General features: G+C 42.2%; 15 protein-coding genes. 5 read left to right on the top strand and 10 right to left on the bottom strand.

What is annotated here, in order from left to right; all coding sequences use genetic code 11:
- Positions 1-88 precede the first annotated feature (88 nt).
- The 4 genes from KPF51_RS09375 (at position 89) to KPF51_RS09360 (ending at position 4,612) form a co-directional block, all read left to right on the top strand.
- Positions 89-949 carry a MurR/RpiR family transcriptional regulator gene (locus KPF51_RS09375; RefSeq protein WP_005724422.1) on the top strand — a complete coding sequence of 287 codons (861 nt, stop codon included), beginning with the start codon at positions 89-91 and terminating at the stop codon, positions 947-949.
- 182 nt (positions 950-1,131) lie between these two features.
- Positions 1,132-2,151 (top strand): TAXI family TRAP transporter solute-binding subunit, encoded by a 1,020-nt coding sequence (locus KPF51_RS09370; RefSeq protein WP_061406340.1) that lies wholly within the window; start codon positions 1,132-1,134, stop codon positions 2,149-2,151.
- Positions 2,152-2,160: 9 nt separating this feature from the next.
- A complete protein-coding gene (locus KPF51_RS09365; protein WP_061406341.1) occupies positions 2,161-2,640 on the top strand; it encodes a DUF1850 domain-containing protein in 480 nt (159 codons plus the stop codon).
- Positions 2,630-4,612 carry a TRAP transporter permease gene (locus KPF51_RS09360; protein ID WP_061406342.1) on the top strand — a complete coding sequence of 661 codons (1,983 nt, stop codon included), beginning with the start codon at positions 2,630-2,632 and terminating at the stop codon, positions 4,610-4,612. The genes KPF51_RS09365 and KPF51_RS09360 overlap by 11 nt, the downstream gene beginning before the upstream one ends.
- Before the next feature lie 101 nt (positions 4,613-4,713).
- Here the strand turns inward: KPF51_RS09360 and KPF51_RS09355 are convergent, their stop codons facing one another.
- On the bottom strand, positions 4,714-5,331 hold the full coding sequence (locus KPF51_RS09355) for a MarC family protein (protein ID WP_005718347.1): 618 nt from the start codon (positions 5,329-5,331) through the stop codon (positions 4,714-4,716).
- 71 nt (positions 5,332-5,402) lie between these two features.
- Here KPF51_RS09355 and KPF51_RS09350 point away from each other — a divergent pair, with 71 nt between their 5' ends.
- On the top strand, positions 5,403-7,325 hold the full coding sequence (locus KPF51_RS09350; RefSeq protein ID WP_061406343.1) for an ABC transporter ATP-binding protein: 1,923 nt from the start codon (positions 5,403-5,405) through the stop codon (positions 7,323-7,325).
- A 48-nt stretch (positions 7,326-7,373) separates the two neighbouring features.
- On the opposite strand, the gene KPF51_RS09345 is transcribed toward KPF51_RS09350, so the two are convergent.
- The 9 genes from KPF51_RS09345 to narQ form a co-directional block, all read right to left on the bottom strand.
- On the bottom strand, positions 7,374-7,988 hold the full coding sequence (locus tag KPF51_RS09345) for a hypothetical protein (protein ID WP_005752133.1): 615 nt from the start codon (positions 7,986-7,988) through the stop codon (positions 7,374-7,376).
- Positions 7,989-8,116: 128 nt separating this feature from the next.
- Positions 8,117-8,962, bottom strand: a complete 846-nt coding sequence (gene rpoH / locus KPF51_RS09340) for an RNA polymerase sigma factor RpoH (RefSeq protein WP_005724428.1) — start codon at positions 8,960-8,962, stop codon at positions 8,117-8,119.
- 230 nt (positions 8,963-9,192) lie between these two features.
- On the bottom strand, positions 9,193-10,518 hold the full coding sequence (locus KPF51_RS09335; RefSeq protein ID WP_005718359.1) for a DASS family sodium-coupled anion symporter: 1,326 nt from the start codon (positions 10,516-10,518) through the stop codon (positions 9,193-9,195).
- A 263-nt stretch (positions 10,519-10,781) separates the two neighbouring features.
- The gene (locus KPF51_RS09330; RefSeq protein ID WP_005724429.1) at positions 10,782-12,326 is read right to left on the bottom strand and encodes a phospholipase D family protein; all 1,545 of its coding nucleotides are present in this window, start codon (positions 12,324-12,326) and stop codon (positions 10,782-10,784) included.
- Between the two features lie 187 nt (positions 12,327-12,513).
- A complete protein-coding gene (tehA, locus tag KPF51_RS09325; RefSeq protein WP_042742725.1) occupies positions 12,514-13,473 on the bottom strand; it encodes a dicarboxylate transporter/tellurite-resistance protein TehA in 960 nt (319 codons plus the stop codon).
- Positions 13,470-13,781 carry a DUF2322 family protein gene (locus KPF51_RS09320; RefSeq protein ID WP_005718363.1) on the bottom strand — a complete coding sequence of 104 codons (312 nt, stop codon included), beginning with the start codon at positions 13,779-13,781 and terminating at the stop codon, positions 13,470-13,472. Before KPF51_RS09320 ends, tehA begins: the two co-directional genes overlap by 4 nt.
- A 12-nt stretch (positions 13,782-13,793) precedes the next feature.
- Positions 13,794-14,819, bottom strand: coding sequence for a UDP-N-acetylmuramate dehydrogenase (gene murB / locus KPF51_RS09315; protein WP_010907240.1), 1,026 nt, complete (start codon positions 14,817-14,819; stop codon positions 13,794-13,796).
- 3 nt (positions 14,820-14,822) lie between these two features.
- The gene (locus tag KPF51_RS09310; protein WP_064972588.1) at positions 14,823-15,446 is read right to left on the bottom strand and encodes a peptidase E; all 624 of its coding nucleotides are present in this window, start codon (positions 15,444-15,446) and stop codon (positions 14,823-14,825) included.
- Positions 15,443-17,149, bottom strand: a complete 1,707-nt coding sequence (gene narQ, locus KPF51_RS09305) for a nitrate/nitrite two-component system sensor histidine kinase NarQ (RefSeq protein WP_005724434.1) — start codon at positions 17,147-17,149, stop codon at positions 15,443-15,445. Before narQ ends, KPF51_RS09310 begins: the two co-directional genes overlap by 4 nt.
- Positions 17,150-17,222: the final 73 nt, after the last annotated feature.

The raw sequence follows: 17,222 nt of genomic DNA, 5'->3' as shown, positions 1-17,222 counted from the left end.
TATTTTATTCCAAAATACCTCAATAATGGAGATTATTTATTCATTCTGTGAGCTTGCTCACTTTTTATTCTTATACGGGAGCTGCCCTATGGGATTTTTAATTAAGCTGAAACATACTTATCCTTCGCTTTCCCCGAATGAACAGCGAATTGCAGACTTTATTTTAAAACACCCACACGAAGTAAAATCTTCTTCATCAAAAGCGTTAGCAAATCAAATTGCCGTGAGCCAATCTGCGATCATTAAGTTTAGCCAGAAGTTAGGCGCGGATAAATTTAGTGATTTCAAACTGGCGATTAGTGAGGCATTGATTCGTCAAGAGACACAGTCAGAACCGCGTGTCCATTTACACGACAGTATTACCGATAAAGACGATTTAAGTGAAATTGCAGAAAAACTGTTTGTAGAAAAACAACAGGCATTGAAAGAAAGTTTAAGTTTGAACGCGATTCCTTATGTTGCGCGTGTAGTTGAGCAGCTCATGCAGGCGAAACGTATTCAGTTGATGGGCATTGGGAATTCTGCGTTAGTAGCTAAAGATTTCTTTTATAAATTAACGAAAATTGGTTTGCCCGTTGTGACCGAAACGGATACTCATGCTTCTTTAGCAATGAGCCAGAGTTTAACGCCACAAGATATTCTTTTTTTGATTTCGTTTTCTGGACGCCACCGCGAAATTTTATTGGCGGCAGAGAATGCCAAAGCTCGCCAGATTAAAATAATCGCGTTGACGGCGTTAACGACCAATCCATTGCATGAATTAGCGGATTATTTACTCTATTCGGTTGCCGATGAGTCCACGTTTCGTAGTTCGTCCATTGCTTCACGAACAGCACAGCATGCAATAACAGACTTGTTATTTATGGGTATCTTGCAACAGAAAGAACATGCCAATGACCTGATTTTAGAAAGCCGTGCCTTGATTGGTCAACTGAACAAAGGACGTTAGGACAAGCCAAAAAGTGCGGTGTTTTTTTGGATTTTTTTGTTAAGTGCAAGAGGTATGTGTTCTTTAACAATTTCTTTACAAGAAAGCAGGAGCATGATAAAAAGCAAACGTTTGCACATGGAAAATCATGAATTGCAACGACATCATTTCGCTTGCCTCTCCCAACAACACAGGAGCCACGTATGAAAAAAATGAAATTTACGCTCAGCATTGCAGCAACAGCATTATTTGCGCTTTCACTTTCTGCTTGTGATGACAAGAAGACCGCAACGGTTTCGACTGCTTCAAGTAATAATCCAACCACCGCGACAGAGACCCCTGTGAGTGTACAAAGTAAGTTTGTGACAATTGCAACAGGTGGTGCGTCAGGACCGTACAATATTATTGCGACCACGTTATCAGATATTTACAGCAAATCTTTAAAAACCAATTCAAAAACGCAAACCACAGGTGCCTCAGTGGAAAACTTGAATTTAATGGCACAGAAAAAAGTGGAAATGGCATTTGTGATGAGTGATGCCTTAAACGATGCACTTAATGGGACAGGGAGCTTTCCAGCGAAATTAGAAAATGTCACTCAAATGGCGGCGTTATATCCTAATTACGTACAAATTGTCACGTCTAAACGTTCTGGCATTAAAACCATTACCGATTTAAAAGGAAAACGTGTCGCCACAGGCGCACAAAACTCAGGGGTGGAAGTGAATGCGCGCAATTTATTAGCGGGCTTTGGCATTACTTATTCTGATATCAATGTGGATTATTTAGGGTATGCCGAAGCCGCGGATGCGTTAAAAGCGGGAGCGATTGACGCAGCATTCTTAACCAGTGGGTTGCCAAACTCCTCATTACTTGAATTACAACAAAGTTTTGATTTGCAATTGGTGGCGATTCCAGTAGAAGGTGTACAAAAACTCGCCGAGTCTAAGCCGTATTTTAACGCGATGGAAATTCCTGCGAATACTTATGGTAACGAAGAGCCGATTCCAACCGCGGCAATTAAAAATGCCTTAGTAGTGCGTAAAGATATGAGTGAGGCGGATGTGTATTTATTGACGAAAACCTTCTTTGACAGTTTAGCGCAATTACAAACGGCACATCAGGCTGCGAAGGCCGTGAGTTTAGAGGGGGCGCAGCAAGGCTTGGTGGCACCATTACATCCTGGTGCGCAAAAATATTATGACGAAGTGAGTAAAAAATAAGATCAACCTATGTTGAGCAAATGCAGCAAGCTGATGTGGGGATTAGCAGCTTTCACACTGCTTGCTGGGTTATTGCCAGTTAATTATTTGGTGGTGACGACAGCGCAGACCCATTGCTATTTGCGTGCACCGGAATTTAGTTTGCAATGGCGACATTCTGTAGAGCACCAATTGTGGCAGGAGCATTATCGGCATGACGGCAAAAGGCTATTTTTGTACCAAACGTGGTTACAAACCTTTGGTGCTGGCACGCCTTCTCAGGGAACCTCTCTCGTTAATGTTCCGCCGGGTTATATTGGTTATGAACAACAGGTTACATTCGCGGAATTAGATTGGGTGGTTTCTCGTCGTATGGAAGGCACCATTAATAGCGCGAATTGGCATTTCCCGATTTATCAAACCTTACCCGATTATTCCACTGTCAATATTAAACCAACACAATCGCCTTTGATTCTTTTTTTGTTAGGGAGTGCATGTAATGACGGATAAAATCCAAACAGATACCACTAATCTCGGTAGCCGAGAACAAGCGATCTTAGAAAAATATGATCGCGAATCGGTGACCCGACAGACCAATCCTTTGCAAAAAGGGCTCATTACGGTCATTGCCGTGTGCTATTCCTTATTTCATCTCTACATTACGTTTTATCCTCTACCGACTTTATTACAACGTGCGATTCATGTTGGCGTTGGGGCAATTTTGATTTTTTTAATTTATCCTGCGACACAAAAACATCGGCAGGGTGGTGTCGCTTGGTATGACTGGCTATGGGTCGGGATTGCTAGCCTTGGCATGGGGTATTTAGTCCATCAGTATAACGACATTATGACGATTCGCGGTGGGATTCCAAATACGGCAGATATTATGGTGGCTATTCTGACGGTATTGGCGGTGTTAGAAGTCACTCGTCGTATAACCGGACTGATTCTCGTACTTTTTGCTTTGCTTTTCCTCGCGTATCCTTTTGTGAGTTCAATGGATTTTATTCCTGACCGTTTACTGACCCGCCCTTATGATGTGGGGGATATTTTTGGTCAACTTTATCTCAAAACCGAAGGGTTATATTCCTCAGCAATCGGCGCCTCGGTGACGTTCATTTTCTTGTTTATTTTGTTTGGTGCCTTTCTCGCTAAATCGGGGATGGGACAGTTATTTAATGACATCGCGTTAGCCATTGCCGGCGATAAACAAGGGGGACCGGCGAAAGTGGCGGTGATTTCAAGTGGCTTTATGGGCAGTATTAATGGGGCGGCAGTGGCAAATGTGGTCAGCACGGGCGCGTTTACGATCCCTTTAATGAAAAAAATCGGCTATCACCGCAATTTTGCCGGGGCAGTAGAAGCAAGTGCTTCGGTAGGTGGACAAATTCTGCCACCGATTATGGGTGCGAGTGCGTTTATTATGGCGGAAACAACGGGCGTGAGTTACGGCACGATTGCACTTGCCGCACTTTTTCCTGCGGTGTTGTATTATCTCGGAGTGATTGCGCAAGTGCATTTCCGTGCGGGTAAACAAAACTTGAAAGGATTGTCAAAAGATCAATTACCACAGTTTAAAGCGATCATGAAAGCGCGTGGGCATATGTTATTGCCGATTGTTGCATTGGTGTGGTTTTTGATTGAATCAGTGCCGATTGGTTATGCGGCGGTTTATACCATTGGGATTACGGTATTAATTAGCCAATTGCGTAAAGAAACACGTATGGGAATAAAGGAAATTATTGCTGCGTTGGAAGATGGGGCGAAACAATCACTGTCGGTCATGGCGGCTTGTGCGGTCGTCGGGATTGTGATTGGTGTGGTGAATTTAACCAGTTTTGGCACAGTAATTACCTCGTCTATTGTAACTTTGGGGGCAGGCTCGTTATTATTCACCTTATTTTTAACCATGATTGCGTCTATGATTTTAGGCATGGGCTTGCCGTCTATTCCTGCGTATATCATCACGGCGACTATGGCAGCACCCGCACTTGCCACGTTTAATGTCCCTGTGTTAGTGGCACATATGTTTGTGTTTTATTTTGGTATTTTCGCCAATATTACGCCTCCGGTCGCCTTAGCTGCGTTTGCGGGGGCGGGGATTGCACAGGGCGATCCGATGAAAACAGGCTGGCAATCGCTACGTTTGGCAGTGGCGGGTTTTATTGTGCCGTTTATGTTTGTGTATAACCCGAATATGCTGATGATTGATGTGAGCAATGTCGCGGTGACAGCAAAAACGTTCCCACTCCCTCATATCGTTGACATTATCAGTGTGTTGATTTCTTCGACAATTGGTGTATTAGGTTTATCAGCTGCCACAGAAGGATATTTCAAACAGGCAATGCCAATTTGGCAACGCGTAATATTAGCTATTGGTTCCTTTATGTTAATTATTCCAGAACTAATGACAGATTTGATTGGTATCGCAGTGGTGGCGGTCATGATATGGCTGAATTTCCGTCGACCTTCATTGCAGTAACGCGAGTACATAAACAAAAAGGCGATTATCTATCGCCTTTTTGTTGTTGGAATGCAGGGGGAAATCGGTATGAATTCACCGTATGTTCGCCGTTTTTGTGATTACACCACTTGCGTAAAAAAGTCACGAATTCCCACTAACATATTATTGATCGCTACGGCGGCAAGGATTAACCCCATGACCCGGCTTATTACGGCAGCGCCAGTGTTACCAATTAAACGTTGAATACGGTTTGCCATCAAGAAAAGCAGGTAAGTGATAAATAAAATGGAAAGCATAATCACAGTGGTGATAACTTGATCGAAAAAACTGAACCGATGATTATCGGTCAATAATACGATTGCCATCATCGCACCCGGTGAAGCAATGGACGGCACCGCAAGAGGATAAACCGCCAGCTCACTTAAACTGGATGTCATACGCATTTCATGTTCTGGCTTACCTTCACCAAAAATCATGGTTAAGGCGAATAACAGTAACACTAAGCCCCCGGCAATTTGGAACGCTGTGAGCGGAATTTGCATCGCTTCTAATAGCCCCTGACCTAGAATCAAAAAGAACATTAAGATCCCCGTTGCGATCACTACCGCTTTTAAGGCAATTTTACGTCTATCTTCTAGCGATAGCCCTACGGTTTTGGTCAAATAAACCGGTACGGATCCAATTGGGTCGATTACTGCCCACAATACAACAAATTGCACGATTAACGAATCAAACATTGGCAACTCCGATAAAAAAGTAGAGAATAGCTCATTCTATAATAAAAGTTGAACAAGACATACGAGAACGCATGCTTTTTTTTACAAATTTAACATTAAAGCGCGGGCAATCCGTGTTGCTCGAAAATACATCGGTTGCAATTAACCCCGGACAAAAAGTGGGCTTAGTCGGAAAAAATGGGTGTGGCAAGTCATCTTTATTGGCGTTATTAAAAAAAGAGATTAACGCAGAAGGCGGTGACGTCAGTTTTCCTGCCAATTGGACGTTATCTTGGGTCAATCAAGAAACGCCTGCCTTAATGACCTCGGCAATCGATTATGTGATTGAAGGTGATCGGGAATATTGCCGCTTACAACGTGAGTTAGTATTAGCCAATGAACAAGGCGATGGACATAAAATTGCTCATCTGCATGCGCAATTAGATGCGATTGATGCATGGACAATTCAAGCACGCGCTGCCGCACTATTGCACGGTTTGGGCTTTAGTCAAAGCGAATTACAGCAGCCAGTCAAAGCCTTTTCAGGTGGTTGGCGTATGCGCTTAAATTTAGCACAAGCATTACTCTGTCCTTCTGATTTATTATTATTGGATGAGCCGACTAACCACTTAGATTTAGATACGGTCATGTGGTTAGAGCGTTGGCTGGTACAATACAAAGGCACCTTAGTGTTAATTTCACACGATCGTGATTTTCTGGATCCTATCGTCAATAAAATTATCCATATTGAACATCAGAAGTTGAATGAATATACCGGTGATTATTCTTCCTTTGAAGTTCAACGCGCCACGAAACTGGCACAGCAGAATGCACTTTATCGTCAACAGCAACAAAAAGTCGCACATTTACAAAAATATATTGATCGTTTCAAGGCAAAAGCTTCCAAAGCTAAACAGGCGCAAAGTCGGGTGAAAGCCTTGGAACGGATGGAATTAATCGCCCCAGCTTATGTGGATAATCCGTTTCATTTTACCTTTCGTGAACCCTTGTCTTTACCGAATCCGTTGTTAACTATGCAGCAAGTAAGCGCAGGCTATCCGAGCGCAGAGGGACAAAGTGCGGTCGAAATTTTAGAAAAAATCAAATTGAACTTGGTACCAGGATCTCGGATTGGACTATTAGGGAAAAATGGCGCGGGGAAATCGACACTGATTAAATTATTGGCAGGTGAATTAACGCCGCTTTCGGGTCAGGTTCAGTTGGCGAAAGGTGTCCAGCTTGGCTATTTTGCTCAACATCAATTAGAAACGTTACGTCTCGATGAAAGCCCACTTTGGCATTTACAAAAGCTAGCACCGCAACATACAGAACAGCAGTTACGGGATTATTTGGGCGGTTTTGCGTTCAAAGGCGATAAGGTGAATGAGGCGGTGAAGTCCTTTTCTGGTGGGGAGAAAGCCCGTTTAGTGTTAGCCTTGATTGTGTGGCAGCGTCCAAACTTATTGTTACTCGATGAGCCGACTAACCACTTAGATTTAGATATGCGCCAAGCGCTGACGGAAGCCTTAGTAGATTATCAAGGGTCGTTGGTCGTGGTATCGCATGATCGCCATTTATTACGTAATACAGTGGAAGAATTTTATCTGGTACATGATAAAAAGGTTGAGCCTTTCAGTGGCGATTTAGAGGATTACCAGAAATGGTTAACTGATGTTAATCGCAATACGGAAGAAAAAGCGGATACCAATGCGCTGGTTGATAATGCCAATAGCAGTGCGAATCGCAAAGAACAAAAACGCCGTGAGGCAGAATTGCGACAACAAACTGCCCCGTTACGCAAAAAATTGCAGCAACTTGAACAAAAAATGGAAACCGTATCGAGCCACTTAGGGCAAATCGAAGCGCAACTGGTCGAATCGGATTTGTATTTAGCGGAAAATAAAGAAAAATTGACCGCACTTTTAAATGAGCAAGTGAGCAATAAAAAACACTTAGAAACGCTTGAAATGGATTGGCTCGCGTTACAAGAGGAACTCGAAGGACTACTGGAGTAAGTAAACGTGGGAACAGGAAAGGACGTGGATTGGCACGTCCTTTTTTGTTTATTTTCGTTGATTTAATGTAGTTTTGAAATGTGCTTCAATTTGCTCTACTGTTATCGCACGGCGAGTCACGCCTTTGGCGCGGACATGCTCATTGATGACATTCATAAAAGGCGCCGAGGCGGTGATTTTTTCACCATCTACATTGGGATTAGCAGGGATAATGGCAAGGGCATCACACATCACAATCACGGCCTCAGCCAGATAACTATCTGGAATAGGTCGTCCGATTTTCTCTTCTTCTTTATTGGATTCTAATACTTTGCCGTTAACATCATAACGGGTTCGGGTGTTGATAATGGTGTCTTTAGTTTTACAGTTTGTGCTAACGCGTTCAATACTGTAGCTATGTGGGGCGAGGCTTGCAATTAAGGCGGAGCGTTGGTCGCCAAACGTATCAATACTCGATAAGCGAATAAAAAATAGGTCATCATTTCCCACCCATTGATGCCGTTTTGCTTCTGTGCGATAAGTATAGGAAACATACGAGCTTGCACGCATCACATTTTCAATAGAGGGACCTTCTACATAAACATTGGGATTAGCGAGGGTTACTGTTGAACAGAATAACGCACAGATGAATAAACTGATTTTGCAAAATGTATTGATAGGCATAAATTGCTCCAATAAGCCGAGATTAGAGAGGGATTACTATACCATTCTTGCTGATATTTTATAATCTATTTGTATGAAAACAAAAAAGCCAAAGTCGATCACTTTGGCTTTTACTTGATAAAACAGGATTAGAAATTGACCGCACTTTTGAGTTTTTTCAGTGCATTCGTTTCTAATTGGCGTACACGCTCAGCAGAAATATTGTATTTGGCGGCTAAATCTTGCAAAGTAGCTTTGTTTTCATCTAACCAACGCGCTTTAATAATATCAAGACTACGTTCATCCAGTCCCTCAAGCGCCACACTTAATTGTTCTGTGGCTTGGGCTTCATAATTTTCATTTTCAAGTTCCGCCGCGAAGTTGGAACCTTTGTCTTCTAAATATAGAGATGGTGAATAGGTTTCTTCGTTGTCATCTGTTGGCAAATCAAATGCCACATCGGCACCCGTCATACGGGACTCCATTTCCATCACATCTGCTGGCGAAACACCAAGTTCATTAGCAACCATTTCTACTTCGTTTTCGTTAAACCAGCCTAAACGTTGTTTTGTTTTGCGTAGATTAAAGAATAATTTACGTTGTGCTTTGGTCGTTGCTACTTTCACAATACGCCAGTTGCGCAGAACGTATTCATGAATTTCTGCTTTGATCCAATGCACCGCAAAGGACACTAAACGTACCCCTACTTCTGGGTTAAAACGTTTCACCGCCTTCATTAAGCCAATATTGCCTTCTTGGATCAAATCGGCTTGTGGAAGACCATAGCCTGAATAGCCACGTGCGACATGAATAACAAAGCGAAGATGAGAAAGGATCAGTTTTTTCGCTGCTTCCAAATCTTCTTGATAATACAAACGCTCCGCCAATTCCTTTTCTTCCTCAGCGGTAAGCATAGGATATTCATTTGCCGCACGAATATAAGCTTCGATACTGCCTTGTGGAACCAACATCATGGTTTGTGTGTCTTTGTTCATTGCTTTCCTTCTTAAAAAATGAAGATAACATCTCAAACTAGTTATAGCATAAAAATCCAACTGGCGCCAATGATTATGGAGCTTTCCTGTTGGCAGAACTTGGACTCGGTATTCTGGATAAAGTTCCATCTTGCTGCGAAAAAAGCATGTTAATACCTTTGAATGAAAGGACTCACCGCACATTAACTTTTCTTGTGCGGTGAGTTTTAAGTGGATACCGTTAAATTTTGTTAGAGTAGAGGAGAAATAGCTAAAATCCACAACATACTGAGAATTGGTCCTAGGAAACCAATAATCACCCCACCTAAACGGAACTCAGACTGTTTAATTAAACCCGTACTGAATGCAATCGCATTTGGTGGTGTTGATACTGGTAAGAATAACGCGCAGGATGCGCTTAATCCAATCACTAACGGTAAAATCATTGGGTGAATATCGTTACCTCCAACCATTGCCAGTAAAGAAACGCCCATTGGGATCAAGATCGTTGTGGCTGCCGTGTTACTCATGAAGTTAGACAGAATCACTGTAATGAAACCAAATAGGCTGAGTAACATGATAAAACTCACCTGAATGTGACTAATTTGCTCGACAAAGTGTGCGGCAATACGCTGTTCTTCAATGGCTAAACCAAGTGCTAAACCTCCGGCAACGAGCATTAAGGTATCCCAAGGTAATTGGCGAATATCTTTTTCACTGAGCACACCAGTAATGGTTAATCCCACGATTGGAATACCAGAGGCCGCCGCCACAGGGATGCCAATCCATTTAGACATCAGCCAGCAGAAAAGTGTGACAGCTAAAATCACTAATACAATGATTTTGTGTAAGAATTCGACACGGTTGGAGTGAATCGCAGGCGTTTCTTGTAAAAAACTAAAATCTAAACTTTCAGTCTTATTAATCTCATATTTTTTCACTAAAACACGCCAGAAAATGAACAATAAGATTAAAGCTAACGGGGTACCTACCATCATCCATTCTAAGAAGGAAATTGGGTGACCTAATTTCTCCAGTGCACCGACTGCAATCGCATTGGGTGCTGACCCAATAATTGTCCCCATACCACCGACAGAGGCGGCGGCTGGAATACCAAGGAGGAGTGCTTTGGAGAGGTTTGAACTTTCATTTAAACGAGTAAAGAGCGGACTGATCGTCGCGATCATCATGGCGGTCGTAGCGGTGTTACTCATCAGCATGGACATGATAGCTGTGACTAACATCAATCCCCAAAGTACATACACCGGGTTGTTGCCAAATTTTGGTAAGACAGCTTTTAATAATAAAAGGTCGAGTTTGGTTTTTTTCATGGCTTCAGCGAGGAAAAATCCCCCTAAAAATAGCCAAATCACACTATCAGACCATGTTTGTAGGTACTGAATGGCATCATAAGCCTCACTTTTACCCATCACAAAAACTAAAAAGCCAACAATTAAGATACTGACAGAAAACGGTGGAATGGCTTCAGTGACCCATAAACTGATCGCAAAGAAAAGCAGGAAAAGTACATAGTTTTGCACTTTCGTAAAACTGGCATCCGAAAGTAAGATTGTCATCAGCAAAGCAAATAGGATAGAAACACAGAAAAACAGGAAACGCCTACTTTTTACCATTGTTATTATTTGTAAGTACTTCATAGTTGACCTCTTAAAATAGAATTAAAATCGATCTGATTGTAATCAAAAATAAAAACGTATTTTCTGATCTTGTTCAAAGAAAGTACGTATTTTAAACCAAAATTGGAGTATTTTTTCATCATTTTTTCCAAAAATGATGGTTATCTTTTTTGCCGATGTGATGTCCATTGGAAAAGATGAGGTTATAGCAAATGTTCAACAGGTAACCAAGATAAACACCACACACTAAAACGCTTAAACCAACTGGTGTGTGGCTCATTTTCATAGCGAATCCATTGCCCATTTTCTTGCGTTTCCCAATACAGTGCTTGCGCCTCATTTAACTTAACCGAAAAAGCATAATTTGCTTGATTTTGTTGCAGTCCATCACTGAGTAAGCGAGCCAATTCAGGGCTGTCAATGAGTAATCCCATTTCCGTATTCAACATGGCAGAGCGCGGATCCATATTAAAGGAACCAACAAATAAATAGCGATTATCAAGAGTAAATGTTTTGGCATGTAAACTGGCGCTACTGGCTCCTTTTAATAAATGCCCTGAGGATTCCATTTGAATGGTTGCATGAGGTTTCAGCTCATACAGTTGGATTTGCTTTTGTAACAATGTTTTGCGGTGTTTAGCATAACCAGAATGTACAATGCTAACATCGGTTGCTTCCAGTGAATTGGTTAGAATGGAAACCTGTGTGCCAGTCTGGCTGATACGGCTTAAGAAATCCACACCAACATGGGTTGGTACAAAATAAGGCGACACAATGATTAAGTTGTTTTTCGCATTTAACATTGTGGGAGCAATATGTGCTAAGACACTGTCTTGAATCAATGATTTGCCTAGTGCCTTTTTAGGATCATCGCTGATTAATTCTGCCTCTGCCCATGTAAAAGCTAAGGTGCCTGCTTTTAAGCTTTTAGCAAAGGGCAGTTCAGTGAGTTGTTTTAAATAAGTTTGGGTTTCATCATCTAATGCAGGCAACGGATTAAAAGGCGTAATAGGATCGCGTATGATAATGCTTTCTAAAGGATAACTTGATGGGCTATTCCAATAGCGATCAAAATCAGTCTGAATGTGTGTAACGACGGCGCCGGTTGCGGCAACATCAAGATCAGCAAATAATACACCATTACCCACATCAAAATATTCATCACCAATATTACGCCCGCCAAGAATACTCATGACGCCATCTGCGGTGAAGGACTTATTGTGCATACGACGATTGAGCCTAAAAAAGTCGCTCAAAAAGCCTAACCAACGATATTGACGCTGCATAAAGGGATTGAATAAGCGGATTTGGATATTAGGGTGTGCATTGAGTGAAGCCAAGATCGTGTCCATGCCTTTGGTATTATTGTCGTCCAATAATAAACGGACTTTTACTCCACGGACTGCAGCTTTATATAGGCTTTGTAAGAGTAAGTGACCAGACACATCGTTATGCCAAATATAATACTGTAAGTCGAGTGTATGTTCGGCATGTTCACTGAGCGCCAAGCGAGCGAGAAAGGCATCTTTCCCATCGCCTAAAGGATACAATCCCGTTAAGTTGGGATGTTGGGCAACTTGCGGCAAGATATGGCGTGCTAACAGCCCGTTGGGATTAAGGGGAGGGTGCGTACTGATTGGACGATCGGATGTGGGTAATCGTTGGTAGCTTATGAGGGCAAGTATCACGAGGCTAAACAGAATCAGGGCGAGTAAAAGAAACAGTTTTTTGATAATCACGATCAGCATGTCAGTTACCTTTTGAGAGTGCGAGAGCAATGTTTACATGCGATTACTCCGCGCGGGTATGAATATCATTTCAAGCTTTTGCCATTGTAACTTGTCTGGTATGAATTGCATCTTTTTTGTGCAGGTGATTGTACAATGAGTGCAGAACAAAAAAGCGTTTTCCTATTTGTTGAAAACGCCTTGTGTATTATTTGATGAAAAATCGTCCTTTTAAGAGCAAATAGCCCGTGTTCAACAACATCAGACCAATACTGAAATTCGCGAAAATAAACAGCGCTAAGCTTAACGTGGCTAACAAATTATCGGCAGTATTTTGATAAAAGAGTAATGCCACTTTTGCCATGGAGGCTAAACCAAAGGAGAATGCCCACATGGCAGGCGTAAAGCCGTTAACAAAAATCCAAGGCAATAAGCGGATTAAAAATAGTAGCTGTAATACACCGTAACCTAGTAACATTAGCGCGAACAGGTCGAGTTTTCCCCCATTTAAAGTTAAATAGGCTGAACAACCTACAAACGCAGGGGCAAGTTGGATCCCTATCATGGGGCGCAACGGTTCGGGGACGGGCTGTAATGTACGTAAACGTTGTAATACTATCGGCTCTAATACTAGCCAAGAAAAAAAGCCGGCGCCTAAAAACACCATGCCTAATTCGCTGTAACCGAGCACGCCAAGTGCGGTGGCACTGACAAAATTGGTTGCAACTGTCGGGAGATAAATGGCAGGAAGTGTCATTTCTGCTTGATGAATGCCGCGCCACATCGCGGGAATATAGTAGGCAGCAAAGGCTAACTGTATCGCAATACCTAGGCTGATGAGTACAATCCCGAATAGCATGTTATAAGGCACAAGCCCAATACCGATTAAGATCGTTGTAATGGGAATGAGGCTGACAAAATTGCCTAACAGCGGATGTTGTAAATCGGACTTCAATTGCTGATGTGATTTAAACCATTTGTAAGCGTAGGCACCAATAAACGCGAGCCAAATCATGGCAGAAACAGCGAAAAGGCTTTCGCTCACGAGGGTAGCGCCTTCACACAAAGGGGTGGCGTAACGCCAAGCGAGGCTTAATGCCGATAACCCAAGGATTATCCCAAAATAGTTTATCGGCAGCGGAAACGGTTTTGATTTTTGTTCTATCATTTTTGTGGCACTAATTGGTAATGCAGATCCTGCTCGATAATCTGGAAGAGTAAATCAATGTTTGGGTGTTTGCCGGGATGTTGTTTGGCATCTTCGCTATGCTCAGCAAATAATTGTATGCCTTGTTGCGCAGAGGTGCGGTCGAGTCTGCCGTGGAAGGCTTCGGCAAGTGCATTATAGACACGTAAAGAGCCTAATTTGCCCGCAATCGCAGGAATGTAATGGATTTGTGTTTCACCGTCCATGATAGCAAGCCCAACTAAGTCTTCAATTGGTGGCAAGGTATTTAATAGCGTATTGAAATTCATCTGATGGCTCCTTTAACAAATGGCTTGTTCACTATCCACTTCACCGTCTTCGTCAATAAAGCGAACTTCTGGTTGTAACCAGACAGCAAAGCGTTGAGCGACTTTTTGGCGAATGTGGTGTGCTAACTCTACCACGTCACTACTCGTTGCATCCTGTTGGTTGATCAGAACCAGCGCTTGTTGCTGGTGGACTGCTGCACCACCCAGTTGATATCCTTTCAAACCACATTGATCAATGAGCCAACCTGCGGCTAATTTGACACGTCCGTCAGCTTGCGGAAAATGCGGTATGTCAGGATATTCTTGCTGTAAGTGATCAAAATCCACTTTACTAATGACCGGATTTTTGAAGAAACTACCGGCATTGCCGAATTCTGCAGGGTCAGGTAATTTACTGCGTCGTATTGCGCACACTTCGTCAAAAATTTGCTGGGCATTGACCGCACTTTTCTCCAAATTAGCCAGTGACCCATATTTTAAAACGGGTATCCAGTTTTTGCTGAGTTTCAAACCTACGGCAATGATTACATAGCCCGTGGCATAGGCGTGTTTAAAAATGCTGTCGCGATAACCAAATTGGCATTGTTCATTACTAAGGCGAAAGATTTCATTCGTGTGTAAGTTGAGTACTTCCACATAGTCACACACATCTTTAAATTCCACACCATAAGCCCCGATGTTTTGGATTGGTGCTGAACCTGCACAACCCGGAATCAGTGCGAGATTTTCGAGCCCAAAGATGCCTTGCTGTATTGACCACGCGACCAATTGATGCCAATTTTCTCCTCCATTGACATGTAAATAATGAAAATCAGCATCTTGTGTATGTTGAATGCCCATTAAGCGATTAAGCAAGACAACACCTTGAAAATCGCGTAAGAAAAGGACATTACTGCCTTGACCTAACAATAACACCGGTAGTTTATTGGTCTGACATGCAGCCCATTGTTGTTTCAGTTGCTCAATATCGGTAATTTCAATAATTTTCTGTGCTTGTACGGGCAGAGAAAAAGTATGAAAGGGTTGGAGATTTTGCATAGGTTATCCTTTATGGTTTCCTCTGATGATTTTTGTTTCGTTATTGACCAATATTGCTTGGTGATTGTCAATGGGTTGTAACGGCAATGTCGTAGAATAAGTGTCAATGATCTTTTGTGCTGCCTCGACAAAAGGAAAATTGGTATAGTGTGGTACAACGTAAAAATCGACTAAATTAAGTGCTGTAAAATCACGTAACATCGGTGCTTGGTCTAGGCTATCCATGTATTTGACGTAGTCGATATTTGGTGCGGTAATCATGGCACCTGCGGATTCGCCAATATACATTTTGCCAGCTTGAATGTGTTGTTGAATGAGCTGTGCTGCCCCTGTGCGTGTTAATTCCTGCAGTAAAAAGAAGGTATTACCGCCACTGACATAGATCATCTCGTTTTTGGCTAATTTATCCGTGATTTCGGAAAGGCTTGCTGTCGAGAGATCAACTTCATCAATGAACGCACCTTGTTGTAAGAAGGCATTTCTTGCATCATCAACATAAAACTTAACCTCTTCGACTTTGCTCGCTGTGGGAATAAACGTGATGCTTTTATTTTGGATATTACCCGCAAAATCAAGAAAGAGATCGAAGACATCAGCAAAAGAAGAGGCTAAAAATAATTTCTTCATGTCAGATTCCTATTTTGATGTAATGTCAGTTTGATTTCAGTTCCCCCAGACGGGCGGTTTGCAATGCGTAAATGTGCATTAAGTTGTGTAGCACGTTCGTGCATGATATTTAAACCATAATGCCCTTCTGGTTCTTCTAAACTGGGGATACCAATCCCATCGTCGCGCACAATAAACTCATATTCACCGTCTTCATTGATGTGAGCGATGACCTCGATCCTGTTGCCTTTTGAATGCTTAATCGCATTTAAGACCGATTCACGTACGATTTGTAAAATGTGGACTAATTGCTTCGCATTAAAACTTTGTGCGGGCAGTGAACATTGCACGCACATTTGAATGTCGGTTTGATTTCGTAAAGAGTCAACCACTTGCTCGAGCGCTAATTTCAAATTGGCTTCTTGTACGGTCAAACGGAAAGTGGCTAACAATTCGCGCAGTTGCACATAGCCATCACGCAAGGCTTGTTCAAAACTGGCAATAATATTGATGCTTTGTTGAGCTGCTTCTTCACTTTTTTGATTGATGTTATGTTTGAGCAACGTTAGCTGAATTTGCAAAAATGCTAACACTTGCGCTAAAGAATCGTGTAATTCCCGTGCAATGATGGCGCGTTCCTCCATTAACAGCAATTGTTGTTGTTGACGTTGAGTTTTATGGAAATACAGAGTACGGCTTAAAATTTGTGCAATATTGCGCATGGTCCGTGGGTCAGGACAGGGAAATCCAGCTTGCCAATACAGCACTGCCAGTTTTTCGTCTTCAATTTGTAATGTCACTTCTTGGCAATCTTGATTGGCTTGTTTTTGCCCAAAACGGATATTCCAGTGCTCAGCCCCTTCGACCACTAATGCCATATAACGTAAATGCTCGCTAATAAAGATATTTTTTAACACGTGCTGCAAGATACTTTCATCCACATTCGTGGTAGTAAGCTGTTGCGAACTTTCATACAGCATAGTTAAAGAGCGGTTTGTTTGACGTAACTTTTGGGTTTTTTCATTCACACTCTCTTCTAATGAGGAATAGAGCTTTTCCAGTTCACTCGACATTTGGCTAAACGCCCGGGCTAAGTTACCCAATTCATCTTCTTTTTGTGTATCGACTTTGACATGGCTAAATTGGCGCATTTGCACTTGAATACTGGCTTGCGTGAGTTGTTTAAGGGGCATAACGACTTCTTTACGCGCATACCACACCACATAAGCCACCATCGCAATAATCGACAGCATGGATAATGACATGATCAAGACCGCGATAATCCACTTCTTCTCTGCAAAGCGTTGTAGGGTAAAGACAAATTGATCGACTTGTGCCACATAATTTGCAATTTCGTTTTTATAGGCGTTGATTTCACGTTGTTTCGCATAACGCTCCATGCGTTCCCAGCGCTTAATCAGCTGATGGTAGGACTGTTTGACTTCGTCAGGAACAAACCATTGATCAATTTCCAGTAGGGCGGGGGAATGTAAGCTGATGCGATATTGGCGTAAACCGGTTTCGACCAGTTCGGGATGATGTTCCAGCTCATGTAATAAACGATAGCTTTGCATACGTAATGAACCGGACACGTTAATGGATTCGGCATCAGATTTATTGCTAGCCATGATCATCAAGCTGAGACTCGTAATGACGCCCGCAAAAATCATGATGATAAAGAGGTAATTTGCGATTTTAGTAGAAACAGAGTGCTTGATTTTCACGGCGTCCCTTTTCAGCTTAGAAATAACTTAGCTAGTGTAGCAAAAAAACCGCTATTTTTTTACTGATAAATAA

Source organism: Pasteurella sp. XG20, assembly GCF_018968665.1.
GTDB classification, from domain to species: domain Bacteria; phylum Pseudomonadota; class Gammaproteobacteria; order Enterobacterales; family Pasteurellaceae; genus Pasteurella; species Pasteurella multocida.
The sequence above is the reverse complement of the archived record's forward strand: the minus strand, read 5'-3'. Positions and strand labels throughout refer to the sequence as shown.